Origin of the sequence: Streptomyces chilikensis (assembly GCF_001642695.1) — a bacterium.
GTDB lineage: Bacteria > Actinomycetota > Actinomycetes > Streptomycetales > Streptomycetaceae > Streptomyces > Streptomyces chilikensis.
Window position 1 is genome coordinate 312,000 of the sequence record NZ_LWCC02000005.1, and the last position, 17,219, is coordinate 329,218.

General features: G+C 73.9%; 16 protein-coding genes and 1 pseudogene. 5 read left to right on the plus strand and 12 right to left on the minus strand.

Annotated features, from left to right (window positions below; translation table 11 throughout):
* The 10 genes from hpnE to A2U95_RS01620 form a co-directional block, all read right to left on the minus strand.
* On the minus strand, positions 1-1,386 hold a 1,386-nt coding region (hpnE, locus tag A2U95_RS01575), incomplete at its 3' end, for a hydroxysqualene dehydroxylase HpnE (RefSeq protein WP_166020452.1).
* Positions 1,387-1,501: 115 nt separating this feature from the next.
* A complete protein-coding gene (hpnD, locus tag A2U95_RS01580) occupies positions 1,502-2,449 on the minus strand; it encodes a presqualene diphosphate synthase HpnD (RefSeq protein ID WP_420857008.1) in 948 nt (315 codons plus the stop codon).
* Positions 2,449-3,348, minus strand: a complete 900-nt coding sequence (gene hpnC, locus A2U95_RS01585; protein ID WP_166020454.1) for a squalene synthase HpnC — start codon at positions 3,346-3,348, stop codon at positions 2,449-2,451. The genes hpnD and hpnC overlap by 1 nt, the downstream gene beginning before the upstream one ends.
* A 313-nt stretch (positions 3,349-3,661) precedes the next feature.
* Positions 3,662-4,441: an ABC transporter ATP-binding protein gene (locus A2U95_RS01590; RefSeq protein WP_166020455.1), complete on the minus strand. Its 780-nt coding sequence runs from the start codon at positions 4,439-4,441 to the stop codon at positions 3,662-3,664.
* Positions 4,434-5,363, minus strand: a complete 930-nt coding sequence (locus A2U95_RS01595; RefSeq protein ID WP_166020456.1) for an ABC transporter permease — start codon at positions 5,361-5,363, stop codon at positions 4,434-4,436. The genes A2U95_RS01590 and A2U95_RS01595 overlap by 8 nt, the downstream gene beginning before the upstream one ends.
* 140 nt (positions 5,364-5,503) lie before the next feature.
* On the minus strand, positions 5,504-6,358 hold the full coding sequence (locus tag A2U95_RS01600; RefSeq protein WP_166024663.1) for a glycosyltransferase family 2 protein: 855 nt from the start codon (positions 6,356-6,358) through the stop codon (positions 5,504-5,506).
* A 104-nt stretch (positions 6,359-6,462) separates the two neighbouring features.
* A complete protein-coding gene (locus tag A2U95_RS01605; RefSeq protein ID WP_166020457.1) occupies positions 6,463-7,248 on the minus strand; it encodes a CDP-alcohol phosphatidyltransferase family protein in 786 nt (261 codons plus the stop codon).
* The gene (locus A2U95_RS01610; RefSeq protein ID WP_166020458.1) at positions 7,226-8,287 is read right to left on the minus strand and encodes an iron-containing alcohol dehydrogenase family protein; all 1,062 of its coding nucleotides are present in this window, start codon (positions 8,285-8,287) and stop codon (positions 7,226-7,228) included. The genes A2U95_RS01605 and A2U95_RS01610 overlap by 23 nt, the downstream gene beginning before the upstream one ends.
* Positions 8,275-9,027: a phosphocholine cytidylyltransferase family protein gene (locus tag A2U95_RS01615; RefSeq protein ID WP_166020459.1), complete on the minus strand. Its 753-nt coding sequence runs from the start codon at positions 9,025-9,027 to the stop codon at positions 8,275-8,277. The genes A2U95_RS01610 and A2U95_RS01615 overlap by 13 nt, the downstream gene beginning before the upstream one ends.
* The gene (locus A2U95_RS01620) at positions 9,024-10,844 is read right to left on the minus strand and encodes a DUF5941 domain-containing protein (protein ID WP_166020460.1); all 1,821 of its coding nucleotides are present in this window, start codon (positions 10,842-10,844) and stop codon (positions 9,024-9,026) included. The genes A2U95_RS01615 and A2U95_RS01620 overlap by 4 nt, the downstream gene beginning before the upstream one ends.
* A 204-nt stretch (positions 10,845-11,048) precedes the next feature.
* Between A2U95_RS01620 and A2U95_RS33675 the strand changes: the two are divergent.
* Positions 11,049-11,324 (plus strand): annotated as a pseudogene (locus A2U95_RS33675) (cation efflux transmembrane domain-containing protein); the annotation flags it as partial.
* Between the two features lie 228 nt (positions 11,325-11,552).
* Positions 11,553-12,128, plus strand: coding sequence for an isopentenyl-diphosphate Delta-isomerase (gene idi, locus A2U95_RS01630; protein WP_166020461.1), 576 nt, complete (start codon positions 11,553-11,555; stop codon positions 12,126-12,128).
* Positions 12,129-12,199: 71 nt separating this feature from the next.
* Here idi and A2U95_RS01635 read toward each other — a convergent pair whose 3' ends face one another.
* Positions 12,200-12,703: an ATP-binding protein gene (locus A2U95_RS01635; RefSeq protein WP_166024665.1), complete on the minus strand. Its 504-nt coding sequence runs from the start codon at positions 12,701-12,703 to the stop codon at positions 12,200-12,202.
* A gap of 193 nt (positions 12,704-12,896) precedes the next feature.
* Positions 12,897-13,619: an HdeD family acid-resistance protein gene (locus A2U95_RS01640; RefSeq protein WP_166020462.1), complete on the minus strand. Its 723-nt coding sequence runs from the start codon at positions 13,617-13,619 to the stop codon at positions 12,897-12,899.
* Positions 13,620-13,695: 76 nt separating this feature from the next.
* Between A2U95_RS01640 and A2U95_RS01645 the strand changes: the two genes are divergently transcribed.
* From A2U95_RS01645 to A2U95_RS01650, 3 genes are all read left to right on the plus strand, one after another.
* The gene (locus A2U95_RS01645) at positions 13,696-14,439 is read left to right on the plus strand and encodes an enoyl-CoA hydratase/isomerase family protein (RefSeq protein WP_166020463.1); all 744 of its coding nucleotides are present in this window, start codon (positions 13,696-13,698) and stop codon (positions 14,437-14,439) included.
* A 114-nt stretch (positions 14,440-14,553) separates the two neighbouring features.
* Entirely contained in the window at positions 14,554-14,685 is a 132-nt protein-coding gene (locus A2U95_RS33310) for an LPFR motif small protein (protein WP_277350858.1), read from the plus strand.
* A 158-nt stretch (positions 14,686-14,843) separates the two neighbouring features.
* A complete protein-coding gene (locus tag A2U95_RS01650) occupies positions 14,844-17,189 on the plus strand; it encodes a Tex family protein (protein ID WP_166020464.1) in 2,346 nt (781 codons plus the stop codon).
* Positions 17,190-17,219 lie beyond the last annotated feature (30 nt).

Consider the following 17,219-nt stretch of genomic DNA (forward strand, 5'->3'; position numbering starts at 1 on the left):
GCGGGTGCGGCCGAGGGCGGCCAGCGCGGCGTCGGCCGCGGTGACGCCGCTGCGGACGGCGCCCTCCATGGTGGCGGGCCAGCCGGTGGCCGTCCACGCGCCGGCCAGCGCCAGTCCGGGCAGCCGGGTGCGCGCGCCGGGCCGCAGCCGGCCCACGCCGGGGGCGGGGGTGAAGGTGGCGGCGCGTTCCCGGGTGACGAAGAAGTCCCGCACCCGGGCGCCACGGGTGAGCGGCAGGAGCTTCGCCAGCTCCGGCAGGTACCGGGCGCGCAGGCCGGCGACCGGGGCGTCGATGTCCTCGTGGGCGGCGGACTGCGACAGGGCCAGGTACTGCCCCTCGGCCAGGCCGGACGCGTCGGTGCGGTCGAACACCCACTGGACGGGGGTGCCCAGTCCGGCGACGAACGGCGCGTCGAGGACCTTGCGGTCGTAGACGACGTGCACGTTGAGGATGGGCGAGTGGCCGATCTCCAGGAGCCGTCCGGCGTCCTCGACGGCTCCGCCGGGCAGCAGCCCGTGGGCCTCGCGGGGCGGCACGGCGAGGACGACCGCGTCGGCGTCGAGGGTCTCCCCGCCGCCCGGGCCCTCGGTGAGGGCGACCTGCCAGCGGCCGTCCTCCCGGCGGGTCAGGGCGGTGGCCCGGGCGCGGGTGCGGACGCGGACGCCGGCGGCCTCCAGGGCCCGGCGGGCCAGGCGGTCGTGCAGGTCGCCGAGGGGGACGCGGGCCCAGCCGATGTCGGCGGCGCCTGCGCCGGAGAGCAGCCCGGTGCGCAGCACCATCGCGGCCAGCGCCAGCGAGACGTCGCCGGCGCGGGCGTTGAGGGTGGCCACGCCGATCAGGTCCCACAGTGCCTCGACGGCGCGCGGCGACTGGCCGTGGGAGGCGAGCCAGCTGCCGAAGTCCCTCTCGTCGAGGGCCGGGTCGTCCGGGTCGAGCCGGTACAGCGCGGCGGCCGCGCGGCCCACCCGGGCGCGGTCGGCGAGCGTCAGGTGCGGGTAGGCGGTGAGGCTGCGGCCGAGGTGGAGCGGCACGGGCAGCGGGTCGCGGCGCAGCCGGCCCAGCCGGCGGCCCGGCGGCCGGGCGACGTCGACCACGGGCACGTCGAGGCGTTCCTGCAGCGGGGCGAGCGAGGCGCCGCCGACGCGTTCCAGGAACCAGCGGTAGGCGGTGCAGCAGCGCAGGTAGACGTGCTGTCCGTTGTCCACGGTCAGTTCGCCCCGCCGGAAGGAGAAGGCGAGGCCGCCGAGCCGGGGGCGGCCCTCCAGCAGCGTGACGCGGACGCCGGAGTCCGCGAGGGACAGCGCGGCGGTGACGCCGGCCAGGCCCCCGCCCACGACGACGGCGTCGCCCGCGGTGGTGGCGCGGGTCGTGGCGGTGCGGGTCATCGCGCCCCCTCCCCCGCGCCTTCGCCGGACGGCGCCGGCCGGCCGGTGCTCCGTCGTGCGCGGCCGTCCGCGGGAGGCCGTCCGCCGCCGGTCCGCCCGTCGTCCCCGAGGCCCATCAGGAAGGCCTCCTGACGCCGCGTCGGGTGACGGCGCGGGCGTCCAGGCCGGACAGGCCGCGGACGGCGACGTACGCCTTCTCCCGGCCGGGCAGCGAGACCCGGCCCCTCAGCACGGCCTCCGGGTCGCGTTCGATGCGGTCCAGGAGCCGCCGGTAGATCCCGGCCATGGCGGCGACGCAGGCGCCGCTGCGCCGGTCGAGCATGGGCAGCAGCCGGTAGCCCTCGGCGAACAGCGCGCGGGCCCGCTGGACCTCGAAGTGGACGAGCCCGGCGAAGTCGGAGCCGGCGGGCGGCAGCGGGCCGGCGAAACCGGCCGAGCAGCCGAACTTGTCCAGGTCCTCCGCCGGCAGGTAGGTGCGGCCGCCCTCGGCGTCCTCGCGGAGGTCGCGCAGGATGTTGGTGAGCTGGAGCGCGAGACCGAGCGTGTCGGCGTACTCGGGCGCGCGTTCGACGTCGGGCGCTCCCGGGTCGGCGCCGAACACGCCGAGCGAGAGGCGGCCGATCGCCCCGGCCACGCACCGGCAGTACCGGGCGAGGTCGTCCCAGGTCCCGTAGGCCGCGCCGTGGACGTCCATCACCACGCCGTCGATCAGCTCGTCCAGTCCGCCCAGCGGTATCGGGAAGACGCTCGCCGCGTGGGCCAGGGCCACGGCCACCGGGTCGGTGTCGTAGTCGTCGATCCCGCCCTCGCGGATCCGGGTGAGCAGCGCCCGGGTCTCCTCCAGGCGGGCCGCCTTGACCTCGGGCGGCAGGTCGCCGTCGCCGATGTCGTCGACGCGCCGCGAGAAGGCGTAGAGCGCCGACATGGCCCGGCGTTCGGCCACGGGCAGCAGCCGGATCCCGTAGGCGAAGTTGCGCGCCTGTTGTCCGGTGACGGTCTCGCAGTAGCTGTAGGCGGCGAGCACCGCCGCGGACGCGTCTCGCTCGGGGTCCACGGGCGGGATCACCTCTTTCCTCGCAGGATCACGCCCGCCTCGCGCAGCAGGCGGGCCCTGCCGGCCCGGGGCGGGCCGGGCAGCACGTCGAACCCGGCGGCGGCGACGGCGGCGAGCGCCGCCCGGCCCCCGGCGGTGAAGCCGGTCAGCAGCAGCCGCAGCCGGCCGGACACGCTCGCGACCAGGGGCACGCCCTCGTCCAGCAGTGTCCGCGCGCGGTCCGCCTCGAAGGCGACCAGGGCGCGGACGGACGCGTTGGCCGTGGGCGCGGCGAGGTCGGCCTCGTCGACGTGAAAACGTTTCATGTCCCGCAGCGGCAGGTAGATCCGGCCCCGTTCCAGGTCCTCGCGGACGTCCTGGAGGTGCTCGACGACCTGGAGCGCGGTGCACACCGCGTCGGAGCGGCGGATCCGTTCGGGGGTGGCCGTGCCGGTGACGGCGAGCACCAGGCGGCCGACCGGGTTGGCCGACAGCGCGCAGTAGGCGAGCAGGTCGTCCCAGGTCTCGTACCGGGTGACCTGCTGGTCCTGCCGGTTGGCGGCGACCAGGCCGAGGAACGGTTCGGGGGTGAGACCGGCCCGGCGGACGGTCGGCGCGAGGGCGGCGACCAGCGGATGGCCGGCCCGGCCGCCGTCGAACAGGCGGCCGAGGTCCGCCTCCAGGGCGTCGAGCATCAGCAGCCGGTCACCGGCGTCGGCGGGGGCGACGCCCAGCCGGCGGGCGTCCTCGCCGCCCGGGGCGAGGTCGCCGTCGCCGATGTCGTCGACCAGGCGGGCGAAGCCGTAGACGGCCATCAGGTCCTCGCGCCAGGCGCGGGGCAGGAAGAACGGAGCCACGGGGAAGTTCTCGTCGGCCGCCTTGTCGAGGGTGCCGTCCCCGGCACGCGGCGCCGCTGCGCGCCTCACCACGCGCGGCCCTGGACGGGGACGGCGGACCCTGCGGGTCGGGGAGCTTCCGTAGCCATTGCCGTCATGTCTCCCGTTCTACACCGTGGAACTAAATCGCACTATTTCGGACACGCCGCTCGCGGGGCGACGCACCCGGGTGCGAGGAATACACCGTTTCGTCGCGCTTGTCGTGAATGCGGCGCCGATTCCCACCCTACGTGGCGCTGCGTGGCTGGTCGTCACGGGGGTCCGCCCGTCACGGAAGCGCGGTCCCGGGCGGGGAAACGCCGCGCCGCGCCCGCCGGGCGGGCGCGGCGCGGCCGTCGCCCCGGCGTCACTTGGCCGTGAACTTCTCGTACTCCTTGAGGACCTCGTCGGTGGGTCCGTCCATCCGCAGCTCGCCGCGCTCCAGCCACAGGACCCGCTCGCAGGTGTCGCGGATCGACTTGTTGTTGTGGCTCACCAGGAAGACCGTGCCCGCCTGCTGCCGCAGTTCGCGGATCCGGGCCTCGGAGCGCTTCTGGAACTTCCGGTCGCCGGTGGCGAGGGCCTCGTCGATCATCAGCACGTCGTGGTCCTTGGCCGCCGCGATGGAGAACCGCAGACGGGCCGCCATGCCGGAGGAGTAGGTCCGCATGGGGAGGCTGATGAAGTCGCCCTTCTCGTTGATGCCGGAGAAGTCGACGATCTCCTGGTAGCGCTCGCGGATCTGCTCACGCGACATGCCCATGGCGAGGCCGCCGAGTATCACGTTCCGTTCGCCGGTCAGGTCGTTCATCAGGGCCGCGTTGACGCCCAGCAGGGAGGGCTGGCCGTTGGTGTACACCTTGCCCCGCTCGGCGGGCAGCAGGCCGGCGATGGCGCGCAGCAGGGTGGACTTGCCGGAGCCGTTGGAGCCGATCAGCCCGATGGCCTCGCCCTTGTAGGCGACGAAGGAGACGCCGCGCACGGCGTGCACCTCGCGCACGCCCCGCTCCTCGCCCCGGCGCATGATCCGGGAGAGCGCCGCGGTGGCGCTGCCCTTGCCCTTCCTGGCGCCGTTGACCTTGTAGACGATGTGCAGTTCGTCCGCGATCACCGTGGGGACGCGGGCTTCCTGGTGCTGCTCAGCCACGGCCGTACCTCTCCTCGGCCTTCCAGAAGTACACGAAGCCGCCGGCCAGGATCACCACGGCCCATCCCAGGGCCACCGCCCACACGTGCGGCGGGAGGTTCTCGGACCCGTAGCCGTCGATCAGCGCGAAGCGGATCAGGTCCATGTAGACGGCGGCCGGGTTCCACTGCAGGACGTCCGCGATCCACCCGGGCCTGCCCTCGAGCATGGCCGGGATGGAGAACATGACGCCGGAGGCGTACATCCAGGTGCGGGTGACGAACGGCATCAGCTGCGCCAGGTCGGGGGTGTGCGCCCCGGCCCGGGCCATGATCAGCGCCAGTCCGGTGTTGAAGGCGAACTGGAGCAGCAGCGCGGGGACGATCAGCAGCCAGGACAGCGAGGGCCGGCTGCCGAAGACCATCACCACCACGAAGAGCACGACCATCGACACCAGCAGCTGCTGGAGCTGCTGGAGGGCGAAGGAGATCGGCAGCGAGGCGCGCGGGAAGTGCAGCGCCCGCACCAGGCCGAGGTTGCCCGAGATGGCGCGGACGCCGGACATCACCGACGTCTGGGTGAAGGTGAACACGAACACGCCGGTCACCAGGAACGGGATGTAGACGTCCTTGGGCAGGCCGCGGCCCGCGTTCAGGATGAGCCCGAAGATCAGGTAGTAGACGAGCGCGTTGAGCAGCGGCGTCACCACCTGCCAGAGCTGGCCGAGCTTGGCCTGGCTGTACTGGGCGGCCAGCTTGGCCCGCGAGAAGGCGACGATGAAGTGCCGGCGGTTCCACAGCTGACGCACGTACGCCGGGATCGCGGGCCGCGCGCCGCTCACGGACAGGCCGTACTTGGCGGCGAGCTCCGCCGCCGTCAGACCGTCGTCGGGCGACGGGCGCGGGCTCACCGCGACCGGGCCGTCATGCGTTGACTCACTCACTGCTCGAACTCTCGCTGTCTCGGATGGATACGGCGTGTCGATGGGCCGACGTGCGGGTGCACGTCCGTGGACGGGCACGGTCACGGACCGGGCAGGGCCGAGGGTACGGCCCCGGCCCGGTCCTCGCTCCGACGAGCTTGTCAGATGACCGGGGGGCGGCCCAGTCGGGTGAGCCGCCACACGGTACGCCACCGCATCGGACGGCGGGGGCCGCAGGGGGAGGCCCAGCCCTCCTTGAAGCCGCCGAACCACGCCCTGAGCGCGGCCCCGGAACGGGTGCGCAGCAGCGTGAGCGCCATCCAGACGCCCAGGTAGACCGGGACGAGGAGGGCGGGCAGGTTGCGGCGGGCCAGCCAGACGCGGTTGCGGGCCACCATCCGGTGGTAGACCGCGTGCCGGGAGGGGGCCGTGGTGGGGTGGTACAGGACCATGTCGGCCCGGTAGTCGATCATCCAGCCGGCGTCCAGGGCGCGCCAGGCGAGGTCGGTCTCCTCGTGGGCGTAGAAGAACTCGTCGGGGAGTCCGCCCACCTGGGCCAGGACCTCGGTGCGCACCGCGTTCGCGCCGCCGAGGAAGGTGGTGACCCGGGAGGAGCGCATCGGGTCCGCGGCGCGCAGCCGGGGGACGTGGCGGCGCTGGGTCTCGCCGGTGTCCGGGTCGGCGATCCGGAAGCTGATGATGCCCAGCTCGGGGTCGGCGTCGAAGGCCTTCCGGCACAGCTCCGCGGTGTCGGTGCGGGCCAGCAGGCCGTCGTCGTCCAGGAAGAGCAGGATGTCCACGTCATAGCCGTCGGTACCCTCGGCGGCGAAGGCCTCGATGCCGACGTTGCGTCCGCCGGGGATGCCCAGGTTCTCGGGCAGTTCGACGGTCCGCACGCCCTCGGGCACGTCGGGCACGGCGGCGCCGTTGCCGACCACGACGACCTCGACCGGGTCGCCCTCCTGGCGGGCCACCGAGTCGAGCAGCGCGCGCAGCTCGGCGGGGCGGTTGCCCATGGTGATGATCACCGCCCCGACCTTGGCCGGCCGGGGGCCGGCGGCGGGGACGTCCGGGGTGGCCTGGGTCACGGCGTCCTTCAGGGATTCGTTCATGGGGGCGCTCACCGCAGTCTGCTCGAGGCGAGGATGGACACGAGGTGCAGCAGGGTCTGCAGGATCGCGATGCCTGCCAGCACGGCGATGCCGAGGCGGGTCCAGAGGAGACCGTCCCCGGCGATCAGGTCGGCGATCGCGACCAGGAGGATGAACAGGCTCGCCTCGACGCCGCCGACCAGCCGGTGGAACTTCAGCGCGGCCGCCGCGCGGCGGGCCAGCGCCAGGCCGGAGGAGCGCGGCGCGGCGGCCTCGTCCTTCACGGCCGCCAGGCCGCTGCGGCTGCGCGCCACGTCGACCAGGTCGGTCTCGGCCTTGATCAGGATGGCGCCCAGGGCGGCCAGCGTGCCGAGGAAGGCCCACAGCCACTCGGGACCCTCCGACCCGTCCCACAGGTCGGCGCCCCTCAGGCCGAACCCGACCAGCAGGGCGGCCTCGGAGAGGTAGTGGCCGATCCGGTCCAGGTACACGCCGGTGACGGAGGTCTGCCCGCGCCAGCGGGCGATCTCCCCGTCGACGCAGTCCAGCAGCAGGTAGAGCTGGATCAGCAGCGCGCCGAGGAGCGCCCCGGCGAGGCCCGGCAGCAGGAGTGCCGCGCCCGCCAGGACGCCCGCCACCACCATCAGGTAGGTGAGCTGGTTGGGCGTCACCCTGGTGTCCACCAGGTAGCGGTCGACCCTCAGCGAGACCTCCCGCATGTAGAGGCGGCCCGCCCAGTGCTCACCGCTGCGCCGGTCCTTCACCCCTTCGGGGTGGACGACGGGTCGCAGTTCAGCTACCGATGGCCTTGGCATAGTCGGCGTACGCGTCCTTGATCTGGTCGGTCCGGAGGTCGAGGTGCTCGAGGATCGTGTAGCGGCCGGGACGGGTCTCCGGCGCGAACTCCACGACCTTGACGAACTCCTCCGCGGAGAAGCCGATGTCCTCGGCGAGCACCGGCAGCGCGTGCCGGCGCAGCACCTCGGCCATCTGCCCGGCCTCCTCGGTGGCCCCGCGCAGGTGCATGGCGAAGGCCGCTCCCAGGCCGCACTGCTCGCCGTGACTGGCGGCGCGACGCGGGAAGAGGATGTCGAAGGCGTGGTTGATCTCGTGACAGGCGCCCGAGCAGGGGCGCGAGTCGCCGGAGACCGACATGGCGATGCCGCTGAGCGCCAGCGCCTCGGCGAGCACCTGGAGGAAACCGTTCTCCTCGATGCCGCCGGGGTGCCGGAGCACCGCCTCGCCGGCCTGGCGCGCTATGGCGGCGGCCAGGCCGTCGATCTTCTCGCCCTTGACCCTGTGCGCCAGCTCCCAGTCCGCGACGGCGGAGATGTTGGAGATGGCGTCGCCGATCCCGGAGCGCACGAAGCGGCCCGGGGCCTCCCGGATGATGTCGAGGTCGATGACCACGGCGATCGGGTTGGGCACGCCGTAGGAGCCGCGTCCCGCGTCGTTGTCCAGGGTGGCGACCGGCGAGCACAGGCCGTCGTGCGCCAGGTTGGTGGGCACGGCGACCAGCGGCAGGCCGACCCGCGCCGCGGCGAACTTGGCGCAGTCGATGATCTTGCCGCCGCCGAGTCCGACGACCGCGTCGAAGCGGTCCGCCTTCATCTCGCCGGCCAGCCGGATCGCGTCGTCGAGCGTGCCGCCGCCGACCTCGTACCAGGTGGCGCCGGGCAGCGACGGGGCGAGCCGCTCGCGCAGCACGGCGCCGGAGCCGCCGCTGACCGCGACGGCCAGCCGGCCGGAGTGCGAGATCCGCTCGTCGGCGAGCACGCCGGCCAGGTCCTCGAGGGCGCCCGGCCGGATGTCGACGACGACGGGGGACGGAATGAGCCTCGTCAGTAGCGGCACGCGATCTCCCGCCCACGGGCCAGGTCCTCGTGGTTGTCGATCTCCACCCACGCGACCTCGCCGATCGGAGCGACGTCGATCTTGAAGCCGCGGTTGACCAGCTCCTGGTAGCCGTGCTCGTAGAACTGCTGCGGGTCGGTCTCCCAGACCGTCTTCAGCGCGTCGCCGAGCTCCGCCGCCGCCTCGCCCTCGATCAGGGTGACACCGATGTACTCGCCGGTGGCCTCGGCGGGGTCCATCAGCTTGGTGATCCTGCGGACGCCCTTCTCGGGGTCGACGACGACCTTCATCTCCTCGTCGGCGAGGTTCTTCACCGTGTCGAGGGCGAGAATGATCTTCTTGCCCTCGCCGCGGGCGGCGAGCAGCGTCTTCTCGACGGAGACCGGGTGCACGGTGTCGCCGTTGGCGAGGATCACGCCGTCCTTGAGGGCGTCACGGCCGCACCACAGGGAGTAGGCGTTGTTCCACTCCTCGGCCTTGTCGTTGTCGATGAGGGTGATCTTGACACCGTACTTGGCCTCGAGGGCCTCACGGCGCTCGTAGACGGCCTCCTTGCGGTACCCGACGATGATCGCCACCTCGGTGAGGCCGATCTCGGCGAAGTTGCCGAGGGTCAGGTCGAGGACGGTGATGCTGTCCTCCTGGCCCTCGGGCCCCACGGGCACCAGCGCCTTGGGAAGGGTGTCCGTGTAGGGGCGCAGGCGGCGTCCGGCGCCTGCCGCCAGCACGAGGCCGATCATGCGGGTTCTCCTTCGTCGTGTACAGCGGGTGCGCCGGCCCGGTGGGCGGACACCCAATAGCGGATGCTCTCGACGAGCACCAGGACGGCCACGGCCACGGCGAGCGCCGTGAGCGAGACCGAGAACTGCGCCGCGGTCAGCAGTGCGGCGAGCACGGCGACCACGAGGGTGCGGCCCTCGTGACCCAGCGCCGCCCGCACCAGCCAGTGCGGGGGCGCGCCGGCGTTGCCGCGGATGCGGTACACCGTGTCGTAGTGATGGTAGGCGACCGCCGCCACCAGCCCGAAAGCCGCGGGAAGGGCTCCGTTCACCTCGGCTTCGGCCGCCAGCAGCAGAACGACGCCATACTCGGCGGCGCGGAAGAAGGGGGGAACGAGCCAGTCCAGCGCGCCCTTGAGGGGCCGTGCGACGGCCGCGCCGGAGAGCACGGCGTAGCCGGCCGCGCCGGCCGCGGTGATCCAGGAGGCGCCGAAGAGTGCGGCGAGGATCACCACGAGCAGCGCGCCCGCGGCGGCGGCGAACGGGGCGGTTCCGGACGGAACGACGCGACGGGCGACGCGGGCCACGGCCTCGGCGACGGGTCCGCTGTCGGTCAGGTCGGCCAGCGCCCGGGCGGCCCGGTCGGTGCGGCGCGCCTTGCGGGTGACCGAGCGCAGCAGGCGGCCGGCGGTGGTGTAGCAGGCGGCGAAGGCGCAGCCGATCAGCAGGACCACGAAGGTGACGCGGGGCGTGGTCAGCGCGGTGAGGACGGCGATCATGGCCCAGCGTTCGCCGATCGGCAGGACGATCATGCGGCGGAGCCAGACCGTCCAGCCGAGGTCGTCCAGCCGGCCGGAGAGGGCCGCGGTGGGACTGGTGTTGGCGGCGGCGTCGTGGTTCGCCTCGTTGAACGAGAAGTCGACCACGTGCCGGCAGGTCTGGAGGATCATCGCGCCCAGCGCCAGCGCCCACACGTCGTCCCCGCCGCGGGCGGCGCCCAGGGCGAGGCCCGCGTAGTACGCGTACTCCTTGGCGCGGTCGAAGGTGGCGTCGAGCCAGGCGCCGAGCGTCGAGTACTGCAGCGAGTAGCGGGCGAGCTGCCCGTCCGTGCAGTCCAGGACGAAGGAGGCGATCAGCAGCACGCCGGCCGCGACGAAGCCGCCGCGGGTGCCGGTGGCCGCGCAGGCCGCCGCGATCAGCGCGGTGACCAGCGAGGCGGTGGTGACCTGGTTGGGGGTGAGACCGCGGCGGGCGCACCAGCGCGCGATGTACTTCGAGTAGGGGCTGACGAGGAAGGTCGTGACGAATCCGTCGCGGGCCTTCACCGCCGAGCGCAGCCGGACGGTCTCCTCGTCGACGGCCGCGACGGCCTCCCGGGCGGCGTGCCGGGCCTCCGGGCCGCCGGGGGTGGCGGCGACCAGGCTGCCCAGGTCGGGCCGGTGCACCTGCTCGCCGTCGGCCTCGACGGCGGCGGCCAGCCGGTCGGCCAGCGTGTCGCGGTCGAGCGGGGCGCGGGAGCCGCCCGCGTCCACGGCGGCGGAGTTGGCCCGGGCGGTGGCACGGGTCAGGGCGCGGCGCGCCTCCGGCCGCACGGAGACCGCGCCGGGGATCGCGGAGACGGGGAACCGGGGGTCGGTGAGGCCGAGGCGCAGGGCGTGGACGTGTCCCACGAACCGGGCGTCGACGACGGCGACGCGCCGGTCGGCGGGGACGGCGGCGAGGAGCGCCTCCGTCTCACCCACGTCGGCGGCGGTCCGCACCTCGAAGCCGAGGGACCCGAGATCGTCCGCCAAGGAGGATCCGGGCACCGGCTGGCCGGTGACGATGGCGGTCGGCAACCGTACTCACTCCCTGGGGGTGCGGCGCTCCTGGGCGCCGGCGACATACGTGGTGGCTCGCCCCGCACGGTGGCCGGGGGCGTGTCGGCAGAGGCTATCGGATCGCCGGACGTCCGCGATCACCGCCCGTCCCGCGGCCTCCGGCCAGCGGATCGTTTCCGCAGGTCAGAGGATACGACAACGGTGTTCAGCACCACGCTGCCCCTGGCTTCGGGACGTAGTCGGCCGAGGGCGGCGGCGCTCACGGGAGGCGGTTTCCATGGGGTCGGGCACCAGCACGGTCACGGGCACGGTGCGGGGTCCGGTGCGACCGTGACGGCGGCGCACCGTGGACGGCTGCGCGCCGCACTGGTGACCACGCTGCTGGTGACGGCGGCCGGGAGCACCGGCGGGGTGCCGGCGGGGTCACCGGCCCTGGTGGCGGACGCCGCGCACATGGCCACCGACGCGCTGGGACTGGGCATGGCGCTGCTCGCACTGCGCCTTCCAGCTGGAGCCGGCGGGGCGCGCGGCGCACGAGGCGGGCCTGTGCCGTCAGGGTCCGTCCGGCGGAGCGGGCCGTCCGTCCGCCGGTTCCCCGGTGACCCGCCCGAGCCCTTGCCGCCCACGGCGTGATCCGCCGGACGGCCCCTGGCACGCGCTCCGGCGCGCGGGGGACGACCGCCGGGTCTGACCGCGCCACCGGCTCGCGTACGGCAGACTAGGGACATGCCGAGCACACCTGTGAACACGACGACGGACGAGGCCATCCTGCTGGAGCTGGTCGACGAACACGGTGTGACCATCGGCACCGAGGAGAAACTCGCGGCCCACCGGGCCCCGGGTCTGCTGCACCGCGCGTTCTCCGTCTTCCTCTTCGACTCCCGCGGGCGGCTCCTGCTGCAGCAGCGGGCGCTGGGCAAGTACCACTCCCCCGGCGTCTGGTCGAACACCTGCTGCGGCCACCCCTACCCGGGCGAGGCCCCCTTCGCCGCCGCCGCGCGGCGCACCCACGAGGAGCTGGGCGTCTCCCCGGCACTGCTCGCCGAGGCGGGCACGGTGCGGTACAACCACCCGGACCCGGCCTCGGGCCTGGTGGAGCAGGAGTTCAACCACCTCTTCGTCGGCCTGGTGAGCGGCACGCCCGGGCCGGACCCGGAGGAGGTCGGCGACATCGCCTTCGTCACGGCCGAGGAGCTGGAGAAGCGGCACTCCGCGGATCCCTTCTCGGCGTGGTTCATGACCGTGCTCGACGCAGCCCGTCCGGCGATCCGCGAGCTGACCGGCCCGTCGGCCGGCTGGTAGACCGCGGCGGACCCGCCCCCGCGCGGGGGCCCGGCGGCGTCCCGGGCGGGGTGCCCGGGACGGACGGAAGCTCAGTACGGACGGAACGGGCGCAGCGGCAGCGCCGCCCAGATGATCTTGCCGCCGGCGGCGGTGTGCTCCACCTCGCAGGCGCCGCCGAACTCGCGCGTGGTCTCGCGGACCAGCAGCAGCCCCCTCCCGCCGGTCTGCCCGGTGTCCGCGACGAGCGCGGTGGGCCGGTAGGGATGACTGTCCTCCACGGACACCCGGATCCACTCCGCGCCCACCGCCACCTCCACGGCCAGGACGGGCGACAGCAGGGCCGCGTGGCGTACGGCGTTGGTGACCAGTTCCGAGACGATCAGCAGCAGGCCGTCGAGCACGTCCTCGGCGGCCGGCACCCCCTGCCGCCGCAGCAGGTCCCGCACCGCCCGCCGCGCCTGCGGCACCGAGGCGTCGACGGCGGGGGCGGTGAACCGCCACACGCCCTCGTAGGGCGCGTGCGCCCCGGGGGGCGCGGCCGCCCCCGCGGGACCCGGTGGGCCCGGATCCTCTCCGTGCCCACGGTCCCCCATCGTCCGGTCCCCACCCTCGTGCTCGACTGTCACCACACCCCCGAGTGTGGGAAACGACAGGACTCCGCCCGGACGGTGACCTGAAAACGACCGTTATCGATCGTTCTTGATCGTCGGAGTATGCCAAAGGCTGTTGCGGGACCGCTCCTGCCCGCCTCGGTGAAGCTTCGCGAACTCTTCCGCTTAATGCGGGTCAATGCGGGGGAACGTCCCCCCGCCCCCGGCGCTCCTCGCCCCGCGGGCCGGTCCGCTCCCCGGCGTCCACGTTCCGCTCCGCGTCCGAGCGGCCCGCGTAGTAGGCGTCCCCGCCGAGCGTCCGGTCGGTGCGATCGGTGCGGTCCGTCCGGTCCGCCTCGGTCACCATGCCCACGACGTTGCGCCCTCCGAAGCCGGTGGCGATCAGGCCCAGCCCGTCGAAGAGCAGCGCCAGCGAGAAGAAGGTACCCAGCACGTAGCGGCTGTCGCTCGGCCAGGAGTTCAGCACCAGGATGCCCAGCAGCAGGCCGAACGCGCCCTGCACCAGCGTCCAGCCGAACTGCGGTCCGCGCACCACCAGGCTGCCCACCACACGGAACACCCCGCCGGTGAGGAACAGCAGCGCCGCGAAGAGGGTCAGCGAGACCGCCGCCACGTCCGGGCGCACCAGGATCACCACTCCGGCCGCGATGTTCAGCGCGGCCACCACCACGCCGAGCCAGAAGAACCCGGTGCCCCGGGCCTGCACCGCGTGCAGCAGTCCGACCGCGCCGCCGATCAGCAGCAGCCAGCCGAACAGCAGCATGGTGGTGAGGGTCGCCACACCGGTGTACACGAGACCGACGACGCCGGCGACCACCAGCGCCACGCCGAGGGCGGCGAGCCAGCCGAAGCTCCGGCTGATCCGCGTCCGTTCGTCCTTCGCCCTGATCCCGCTCATCGCGGCCTCCTCGCCCGTCGTACCGTCGCACCGTCGTGCCGGTCCGAGTACCCAGACCGCCGGTACCATCCGCCGCATGCAGCCCCATCTGTCGCACGTCGTCGCCGACGGCGTCGCCACCGTCGTCATCAGCCATCCCGCCCGGCGCAACGCCATGACCAACGCGATGTGGCGGGCGCTCCCGCCACTGCTGGAGGCACTGGCGGCGGACGACGCCGTGCGGGTCCTGGTGCTCACCGGGGAGGGGGCCACCTTCTGCGCGGGCGCGGACATCTCGGGACTGCGCGACTCCTCGGAGGTGGCGCAGCGGCTTGCCGTGGAGGCGGAGGAGGCGCTGGCCGCGTTCCCCCGGCCGACGCTGGCCGCGGTGCGCGGTCACTGCGTGGGCGGTGGCACCCAGCTGGCCGCCGCGTGCGACCTGCGCTTCGCCGAGGAGGGCGCCCGCTTCGGGGTCACCCCGGCCAAGCTGGGCATCGTCTATCCGTCCTCCTCCACCCGCCGGCTGGTGTCGCTGGTGGGGCCTTCGGCCGCCAAGTACCTGCTGTTCTCCGGCGAGCTGGTCGACGGGGAGCGGGCCCTGCGGACGGGCCTGGTGGACGAGCTGCTGCCGGCCGGCGGGCTGGCGGCGCGGGTCACCGCGTTCACCCGGATCCTGGCCTCCCGTTCGCGGCTCACCCAGGCCGCGGCGAAGGAGTTCGCGGACGGCCGCACCGACCGGGACGCCCACTGGGCCGCGGCCGCGCGCAGGAGCAGGGATCTCGAGGAGGGCGTCGCCGCCTTCCTGGAGCGCCGCGACCCGTCCTTCACCTGGCCCCGCTGACCCCGCGGAAGGCCCGTTCCGGGAAAAAGTGCGCATGTCCGCGACAGGGCCGGTTACCTGTAGGTTCCCCGGCGCGGGCCCTCCGGCCGGGGAGAGCGAGGGAAGGTGACCAACGTGTTCCGAGCTGTAGCGGACGTCCTGCGCCAGATCGCCGGCGCGATCGCCACCGTGGTGACGCTGCCCTTCCGGGCGGTCGCCCGGCTGTTCGGCGGCGCCTCCTCCACGGCCCACGGCCGCCGCGCCTGACCGCACGCGAACGGCGCGCACAACGGTCCGAGAACGCGGAAAGGGCCCGGCCTCCCGGCCGGGCCCTTTCCGCGTCCGCGCACGCCCTGGCCCCGGCTGTCGGTGCGACCTGCCAGAATTGCCGCGGAACTCGAGGCTTCAGAAGGCGGTACGGGATCGTGACGACACCCCTGACAGCGTCCATCGAAGGCAGGATCGCCGAGGAACTCGGCGTACGGGAGCGGCAGGTCCGGTCCGCCGTGGACCTCCTGGACGGCGGGTCCACGGTGCCCTTCGTCGCCCGGTACCGCAAGGAGGCGACCGGCGGGCTGGACGACGCCCAGCTGCGCACGGTGGAGGAGCGGCTCCGGTACCTGCGGGAGCTGGAGGACCGCCGCACCGCCGTCCTGGAGTCGGTGCGCGAGCAGGGCAGGCTCACCGACGAGCTGGAGGCCCGGATCCGGGAGGCCGACACCAAGGCGCGCCTGGAGGACATCTACCTGCCGTTCAAGCCGAAGCGGCGCACCAAGGCGCAGATCGCCCGGGAGGCCGGGCTGGAGCCGCTGGCGGAGGGGCTGCTGGCGGACCCGTCGGTGGAGCCGCTCGCCGCCGCGGCCGCCTTCGTCGACGCGGACAGGGGGGTGGCCGACCCCCAGGCCGCGCTGGACGGCGCGAGGGCCGTCCTCACCGAGCGGTTCGCGGAGGACGCCGACCTGATCGGCGAGCTGCGCGAGCGGATGTGGACGCGGGGCCGTCTGGTGTCCAGGGTCCGTGAGGGCAAGGAGGAGGCCGGCGCCAAGTTCGCCGACTACTTCGACTTCGCCGAGCCGTTCGCCGCGCTGCCCTCGCACCGGGTGCTGGCGCTGCTGCGGGGCGAGAAGGAGGAGGTCCTGGACCTCGTCCTGGAGCCGGAGGAGCCGGTCGAGGGCCCTTCCTCGTTCGAGGGGATCATCGCCCACCGCTTCGGCGTGGCCGACCGCGGCCGCCCGGGCGACAAGTGGCTCAAGGACACCGTCCGCTGGGCCTGGCGGACCCGCGTCCTGGTGCACCTGGGCATCGACCTGAGGCTGCGGCTGCGCACCGGCGCCGAGGACGAGGCGGTGCGGGTGTTCGCCGCCAACCTGCGCGACCTGCTGCTGGCCGCCCCGGCCGGCACCCGGGCGACGCTGGGCCTGGACCCGGGCTACCGCACCGGCGTGAAGGTGGCCGTGGTGGACGCCACGGGCAAGGTCGTCGCCACGGACGTCGTCCACCCGCACGTCCCCGCCAACCGGTGGGACGAGGCGATCGCCAAGCTGGCCCGGCTGGCGGAGCGGCACGCCGTCGAACTGATCGCCATCGGCAACGGCACGGCCTCCCGGGAGACCGACAAGCTGGCCGGCGAGCTGATCGCCAGGCACCCGGAGCTGAAGCTCACCAAGGTGATGGTGTCGGAGGCCGGCGCCTCGGTGTACTCCGCCTCCGCCTTCGCCTCGCAGGAGCTGCCGGACATGGACGTGTCGCTGCGCGGCGCGGTCTCGATCGCGCGGCGGCTGCAGGATCCGCTGGCCGAGCTGGTCAAGATCGACCCCAGGTCGATCGGCGTCGGCCAGTACCAGCACGACCTGTCCGAGGTGAAGCTCGCCCGTTCGCTGGACGCGGTGGTCGAGGACTGCGTGAACGGCGTCGGCGTGGACGTGAACACGGCCTCCGCCCCCCTGCTGGCCCGGGTCTCGGGCATCTCCTCCACGCTCGCGGACAACATCGTCCGCCACCGCGACGAGAACGGGCCGTTCCGGTCGCGTGCGGAGCTGAAGAAGGTGGCCAGGCTGGGCCCCAAGGCGTACGAGCAGTGCGCGGGCTTCCTGCGGATCCGCGGCGGCGCCGACCCGCTGGACGCCTCCAGCGTGCACCCCGAGGCGTACCCGGTGGTGCGCCGGATGGTGAAGAGCACCGGGCAGGAGGTGGCCGCGCTGGTCGGCAACACCTCCGTGCTGCGCTCGCTGCGGCCCGAGGAGTTCGTGGACGAGACCTTCGGGCTGCCGACCGTGACCGACATCCTCAAGGAGCTGGAGAAGCCCGGGCGCGACCCGCGGCCGGCGTTCCGGACGGCCGGTTTCAAGGAGGGCGTGGAGAAGATCTCCGACCTGGAGCCGGGGATGGTCCTGGAGGGCGTGGTCACCAATGTGGCCGCCTTCGGCGCCTTCGTGGACGTCGGTGTCCACCAGGACGGCCTGGTGCACGTCTCGGCGATGTCGCGGACCTTCGTCAAGGACCCGCGGGACGTGGTGAAGCCCGGTGACATCGTCAAGGTGAAGGTCCTGGACGTGGACATCCCGCGCAAGCGGATCTCGCTGACCCTGCGCCTGGAGGACGAGAAGGCCGCCGAGCGGCCGGCCGGGGGCGAGCGGCAGCAGCGCGGCGGCGGGCGTCCGCCGCAGCAGCGCCGGCCGAAGGAGGGCCGTGGCGGCGGGGACGGACGCCGGTCGCAGCCGCCCGCCGACGGCGCCATGGCCGACGCGCTGCGCCGGGCGGGCCTGCTCTGATCCGCCGGGCGCGCCTGCTCCGACCCGCCG

Coding starts and splice junctions, on each gene's coding strand:
- A2U95_RS01600 (WP_166024663.1), bottom strand. CDS start 6,358: ATGGGCAACCGCCCCGCCGAGCTGCGCGCGCTGCTCGACTCGGTGGCC.
- A2U95_RS01605 (WP_166020457.1), bottom strand. CDS start 7,248: ATGCCAAGGCCATCGGTAGCTGAACTGCGACCCGTCGTCCACCCCGAA.
- A2U95_RS01615 (WP_166020459.1), bottom strand. CDS start 9,027: ATGATCGGCCTCGTGCTGGCGGCAGGCGCCGGACGCCGCCTGCGCCCC.
- idi (WP_166020461.1), top strand. CDS start 11,553: ATGCCGAGCACACCTGTGAACACGACGACGGACGAGGCCATCCTGCTG.
- A2U95_RS01635 (WP_166024665.1), bottom strand. CDS start 12,703: ATGGGGGACCGTGGGCACGGAGAGGATCCGGGCCCACCGGGTCCCGCG.
- A2U95_RS01640 (WP_166020462.1), bottom strand. CDS start 13,619: ATGAGCGGGATCAGGGCGAAGGACGAACGGACGCGGATCAGCCGGAGC.
- A2U95_RS01645 (WP_166020463.1), top strand. CDS start 13,696: ATGCAGCCCCATCTGTCGCACGTCGTCGCCGACGGCGTCGCCACCGTC.